General features: G+C 58.2%; 2 protein-coding genes. One reads left to right on the top strand and one right to left on the bottom strand.

Features of this window, described 5'->3' with window-relative positions; all coding sequences use genetic code 11:
- The coding region (locus tag ABX749_RS17395; RefSeq protein ID WP_372897080.1) for an Ig-like domain-containing protein at positions 1–5922 on the bottom strand (5922 nt) is incomplete at its 3' end.
- Between the two features lie 157 nt (positions 5923–6079).
- Between ABX749_RS17395 and ABX749_RS17390 the strand changes: the two genes are divergently transcribed.
- The coding region (locus tag ABX749_RS17390) for an alcohol dehydrogenase catalytic domain-containing protein (protein ID WP_372897079.1) at positions 6080–6349 on the top strand (270 nt) is incomplete at its 3' end.

Raw genomic sequence — 6349 nt, 5'->3', positions numbered from 1 at the left:
CACGTCTCCCGTGAGCACATCGACTAGTTCGACCGCGATGCCGCTGGCGCCGCTTTCGCCGCTGTCTTGCACACCGTCGCGATTCGTGTCGTCAAACACCTGGCCGGTGATGATTCCGGCCGGAGGAGATTGAGCAGCCAGCACGAGGTTTTCGAAACGTGCCGGACCAATCGTCGGCGTGATCTTGAACCGCAGATCCGTGAATCCTTGAGCGTCCGCCGGAACGTCCCACGTGAACGCTCCATCGCTATCGATCGCGGCGTTGGATGGCCCGACCAGCATGGATGCGATTTCGTCCTGGGCCAAAGACAGCTGGCCGGTGAAGGTCGATCCCGGATCGGCAAACACGTCGAACTGGCCGGTTTCCGGCAGCACGGTCGGTCTTGGCCCCACGATGCCGATCGCCTGTCCGCCCCGCTGGCCCGCTGACCCGAATACATCGATTGCCACCACCTCCAATCGGTACGTCTCGCCGACGATCAGTGGTGTGATCAGCAGCGTGTCGGAAAGGACCACCGAAGTTTCGTTCGCACCGACGACCAGGGTCTGTTGCAAGGGCGCGCCGGCAGCGTTGTCCGTCAAACCGATGCGATAGGCCTCGGCCCCGTCGACCGCATCCCACTGGACCTTCAATTGGTTCCCACCGACCCAAGCGGCAGCCACGTTGTCGACGACGGCCAAAGCACCGTTGTCGGTGATCTGGAAACCCGCATCCACGTAGTCGCTCGTGACAAGCGGTTTGCCGGGTTCGTCCAACACGCCGAACACAAAGTATTCGCCGGCCGGCAAATCCAGATTTGACAGGTCGATCACGATCGATCCCGTGCCGTCGAGGGCAACCGGAACAGCAGCGGCCAGTAGTGCTCCGTCGAAATCGTTTTGATCGGTGTCCAAGAACAGTGAAACGGTGGCGTCTTCGGTGGTCTCGGTCGTGACGAAGTCAATCGTGAGACTGCTTTCATTGCCGCTCAAATCAACGTTGGTCAGTTCCAGCGTGGCCGGTTCAACGCTCAGGAACGACGTGAATTGCGTTTCACCGAGGTCGTCGTTCTCTGAATCGACCAGCCGGACGGTCCAGTTGCCCACCATCGGCTCGACGACAACGACGTTGCGATCGGTCTCGGAGGAACTGATCACAATGATCTCCTGCCGACTGTCGAAATCGGATTCTTCGATCACCGTGCCTGTCGGATCGATCAGCTCGATTTCGGCCGTCGTCGACACCGTGTCCCATTGGGTCGCGAACAGGGTGAACGGGGTGTCGGCTTCGATCGTGAAGGTTTTTTGTCCTGTAAATTCGCCTTCGGCCTGACTGGCAACTCCGCTGGCACCGGCAATCGCGGCTGCTTCTCCGAGACTCGTGATCAGATTGGGGAACTTGGCCGCCAGAAAAACCTGGACGCCTGCGACCGCCGTGACGGGCTTGCTGTTGAATGGATTGGTAAACAGAGGAATCTCGCCCCAGAACGCAACAAAGTCGTTCTCGGAAATGCCGTCGTTGGTGAACTGAACGACGCCGGATGCGGAACCGAGCACCTTTCCTTCGGCAAAGCCCAGTGGAAATGGCAGGGAGTCGGGCAATTGGGCAATCGCTTTGCCTTGGCCGGCAACGTCAAAGTTGCTGTTGACCGCGAGCGATGCGAACTCACCGCCGTCTAAACCTTCCAGCCGAAGCAGGCCACCCAGGGCTTCCAACTTGGCCTGGACGACGATTGACGGATCGACAAAATTTGCCACGACCTTGCCGGTGCCGACCAACAGACCACCGTCTTCGTCTCCGCCGACGACCACTTGGCCGCCGACGCGGAAGCCTTCCAATGAAGCGCTCCCGCCGACATCGATCTGCAACAAGTTGCCGGGCTCGAAAGAGGCACCGCCGAGAAAGCCGGGCAATGAAAACCCTTTGAACAGTTTGTTGGTCGCCGGCCCCAACGTCGACGTCAATGACGCGATGAAGTCGATCCCGCGGACCCCGTCGGTCAGATCTTTCACCCCGGAACCGATTGCCTGCAGGTACATCGGAGTGGTTCCCATTTGAAAACCGACTCCACCGTTGAGTTCGCCGATGCCGACGGCAACCAAATCCAGTTCGCCGCCCTCGAATCCGACCAAGGCGTTGATCTCTCCGGCTTTCTTGAACGGTGTCAGGACTCGCGCGAAACCCAAGTAATTGTCGTTGACGGTGTCGATCTGCAAAAACACATCTTCGACCGTGGCCAGTTTGCCAAGCTTCCAGCTTTTCAGTGCGATCCGTCCGACGGCATCCAACCCGAGCGTGCCGTCGGGTTTGAATTCCAGCCGGATGAACGAATCGTCCGGCGGATCCTCCGGTTCCGGCGCACTGTCGGCCTTGGCATCGATCGTGGCCAGTTCGGGCTCTTCCTCCAATGCAAAGGTCCACGCTTTCCCCAAACTTTCGCTTAAATCGACCAACGCTTCTTCATCTTCCGGTGATGCAAACGAGGCCGCAATCCGCAGCTCGGGATCGAATTTTGGAAACAGCAACTCCAGCTGCCCGCGTAACAGGAATCGATTTCCACGTTCGACGCCCAGATCATCGACGCCACGCTTTTGGAATTCCAAGCTCAAGTCCGTCGCTTCGGCTTGGACTTTGAAAATCGAGAATCGTTGATCCGGAAACGCGACCGTCGCTCCGGTCAGATCCACACCGGCTGTGGTGATGATCACCGAATTGTCAGAGTTTTCGCCGGAGCCGATGTCGATTTCGACGTTACCCAATTTATCCGGCAAGGTGATCTTTCCCTTCAGCCCCAATCCGACGCCCGTTTCGGGCAAGAACATGTCGGTCACGGTAAACTTCAGGCCCGCCAAGACAAACGCGTTTTCTTTCGGCGGCTGATCGGGAACGTCTTGACTGGGGAACAATTCAAATTTTTTGGTCATGCGATTGATCCGCAAGACCTTCTTGTCTTTCTCTGTCAAAAAGACTTCCGGTCCGAACCCGGGAATATCTTCCAGCAGGTTCGTCGTGATCGACCCGGATAAGAGGAAGAACTCCTCGTTCACTTCGAAGGTCCCGTTGATGGCAAACAAGGGTTCGAACGTCGGTCCGGCGAGTCCGATCTCGACTTTCCCTTCGATCGTGAAGCGTTGATTGATGTCGCCGGTGACTTTGCCGGACACACGCCGAATCGCGAACGGATCGAGCTGAATGGCGTCGGCCGCGTTGACCGGAATCGCAGGCAACGCTTCGCCTTTGTGAGACAACGTCAGTTCGCCCGACGGGCTTTGCAATCGGTCGAGCAATTCTGTGGACAAGACACTGAAGGTGGCCGATCCCTGCGAACCTGCGAACGTGATGTCTTGATCGTCGCCGGCGAAACTCATGTCTTGGATCGGCCCGGCAACGTTCAGGTGCAAAACCTTTTTCTCGTCCGCGGCCGGTTGTGAGTCCTCTTCCTTCAAGACATTGGGAAAGGCCAGCTTGGCATCTTTGGCGACGATCAATGCGTACAGGAACGTTTCATCGGCAAGTGGTGCACCGCCGCTGGTCGCGGTGACCTTGACCGTGCCGGTGTAGATCTTGGCATGATTGGTGTTCGGGTCGTCATCCTGCAGTTTCTTGATCTCATCCTCAGTGACCTTACGTGCTTTGAAATCGATCGTTTTGGATTCTTTGGGGCCAAGATCCAGCGTCATATTATCGATGCTTGTCTTGGTCAGCTGGGACATCTTGTCCAGCCGAACCTTGGCCTTGACCGGCTTGTTGGACGTGTTGCTGATGACGATTTGGGCTTCCTGATTCTCAGCGGTGAAAATTCGGTTCAGCCCGCTGATCGTGACACTGGCTTGCCCTTGTCCAAAATCCTTGTAACCACCCTTGGCGAGGCTTCCGGTTTGTGCCGTGTGCCACCCCGGCGCTTCGATGACTCCACCGTCGGAAACGATTCGGCGTCCGTCTTCACTGACCGTGCCCGTGCCCACAAGCTTCCATTTTCCGGCGTCATGATCGAACGAAAAGATCGATGATTTTTCGCCGGGAGCCAGGCCATCAAAATTCGGAAACGTGACTTCCGCCGGGACATCAAAACCGGTCGCGCCGGGGACCTGGATCGAGACGACCAACTGTGGATCCAAGAACGATGGCAGTGGTGCGGGAATCCGGTCTGGCTCGACCGGGATGATCGCTGCGGTGGTGGCGGGCGTGCCCAAATCATCGAGCGCCGCGCCGGGCTCAACAGTGAGCGAAAACTCATCGAACAAGGTTGGGTCGATGTCCGGAAGGATCTGTTCCAAACGGGCCCGCCCGTCGGCGCCGAATCCGACCAGGGTCGGCTCCGAGGGTGACAAGCCTTGGATATCGGTCTCTTTGAGCGGTGGTAGATAGATGTCGAACGGAATGCCCCCCATATTCAACTGCACCAAGCGTCCGGCTTTGCTATGGAAGGGCTTGCCGACGTTCGGATAAAGGTAGCCGGCGGGTAGATTCGTTGCGGTTGTGCCATCGATGTGAACGAAGAACTCCGGCGCCGGCATGTCGATCAATTCAAAACGCCCGTTGACATCGGTGACAACGTTCTTTCCGGGTAGGGAATCGACACGAATCGTCGCGCCAACGATCGGTTCCCCCGAATTGGAATCTTTGACGAATCCGAACACCCCCGTTCCCTTCACCGGCGTCAGCGGCAGGGTGCGAAAATCGGCGTTCTGCAATCCGCCCGGCTCGTCGTCGCCGTCGGCATCGAGCGCAAGGCCATCTCGTCCGATGATCTTGGACCCGTCGACGACCACCCTGATTTCCGTCGACGCAGGCAGCGGCGCGTCATAAAAGAAAGTCGCAAACCGTTCGGTGCTGGACACCCGAATCGAACCGTCAACCCGTTCGCCATTGGCGATCAAGTAGAACGCGCCGGTGGTCACCGTGGACGCATCAACCGGTTCGTCAAAGCGCACGATCGTTTTGCGGATGACACTGACCAACTCTTCACCGGCAGTCGGCGACGTCGACCTGATCCCAGGCGGATCGGCGACGAGAAAACTTGCAATCTCTGTGCCCGTACCCAGTACATTGCCTGCCAAGTCCTCGACCGCCGTTGTCGTTGTCAGTCGATATGCTTGGTCAGGCAGGGACTGGAAGAGCGACAACAGCCGCGTCGATTCGTTGACGGTATCGACCGAACGGATCGGAACTGCTTCTCCATGCTGTGACCCGCCGTCGATCGTCAACTCGAAGCTGGTCGGCACAAGGGGCGTCGCGACGGTCTCGCCCAAATCCAGCTGGGCGGAATCGAAACTGCGACGCACCGTCGGATTGACCAACAGCTGGGGCGCCGGTGCGGCGCGATCGACGGTCAAATCGAATTGAATTTGATTCCCCTGCGTTCCGATGCGAATTTCAAAACGATGATCGCCGTCAGCCAGAGGGCCGCCTGCGAGCGTGTCGATCTGCTGCGTCGAAAGCGTTGCCTTCGATTGGGTGAACGCGCTCGTGATGTCGACGAAGGGATCGTCCCCCGCGCCATCGATTCGCGCAAACACACCCTTGTTGCCAAGCTCGCCCGAACTGATGCGCAAATCAACACGGTAGTCATTGGAGATCAAATCCAGGTTCGTCGCCGCGCCGGGTGCTGAGTCATTCGGTAGAGTCGCGGCAACGAGGGGGATGTTCAGCGCCAGGACATTCAGCACATGCAGCGCATCGAGTGGTGATCCAACTCCATCGCCATTCACATCGATGAAGTTGCCGATGTTCTTAGCAGGATCGGCCGTCACACCATCGGATCGGCCAATGACATTGAGGACGCGCAACGCGTCGAGGGGAGAGACGGCACCATCGCGAGAGACGTCGAAACGCTGCAGGGGATTGGTGCCGAAGGGGTTGGCGGCTAACAGATCTCGCCGCTCCAGTCGCTCGACCAACGCTCTGCGTTGGAAAGCGTGCCGTCGCAGGGTCTTGTTCATTACAAGTGCCTCGGCTGGACCCAATGAAGCCCTTCGGGTCATTATAAGGTATTCCACCGTACAGGTGTGTAAGAATCTTCCGAACCTTTCCGTGGCGTTGCGATTCCTTTAAGTTAAAAGAGTCGATGGAAGTTTTTTCATTTCATGAGGCCCCCGATTGCATGCCCTTGTTCGAACCGACGCGGGAACCTTGTGGACCGACGTTGCTGCGGCGACATGCGGACCGGCGCACGTCACCGTCGAAGTGTCGCTGGTCGGATTGTGCCGGACCGATCTGGCCGTCGCCTCGGGCAGATTGAAGGTCCAGACGCCCCGAGTCCTGGGGCATGAGTTTGTCGGGCGAATCGTCTCGGTGGGATCAGACGTTCGCGGCCTTTCGATCGGTGACAAGATCGCCGCGGATCCGGTGCTGCGATGCCGACGGTGT

The sequence above is a fragment of the Stieleria sp. genome (genome assembly GCF_041595215.1).
Lineage (GTDB): Bacteria > Planctomycetota > Planctomycetia > Pirellulales > Pirellulaceae > Stieleria > Stieleria magnilauensis.
This window is presented reverse-complemented; position numbering and strand designations above follow the sequence as displayed.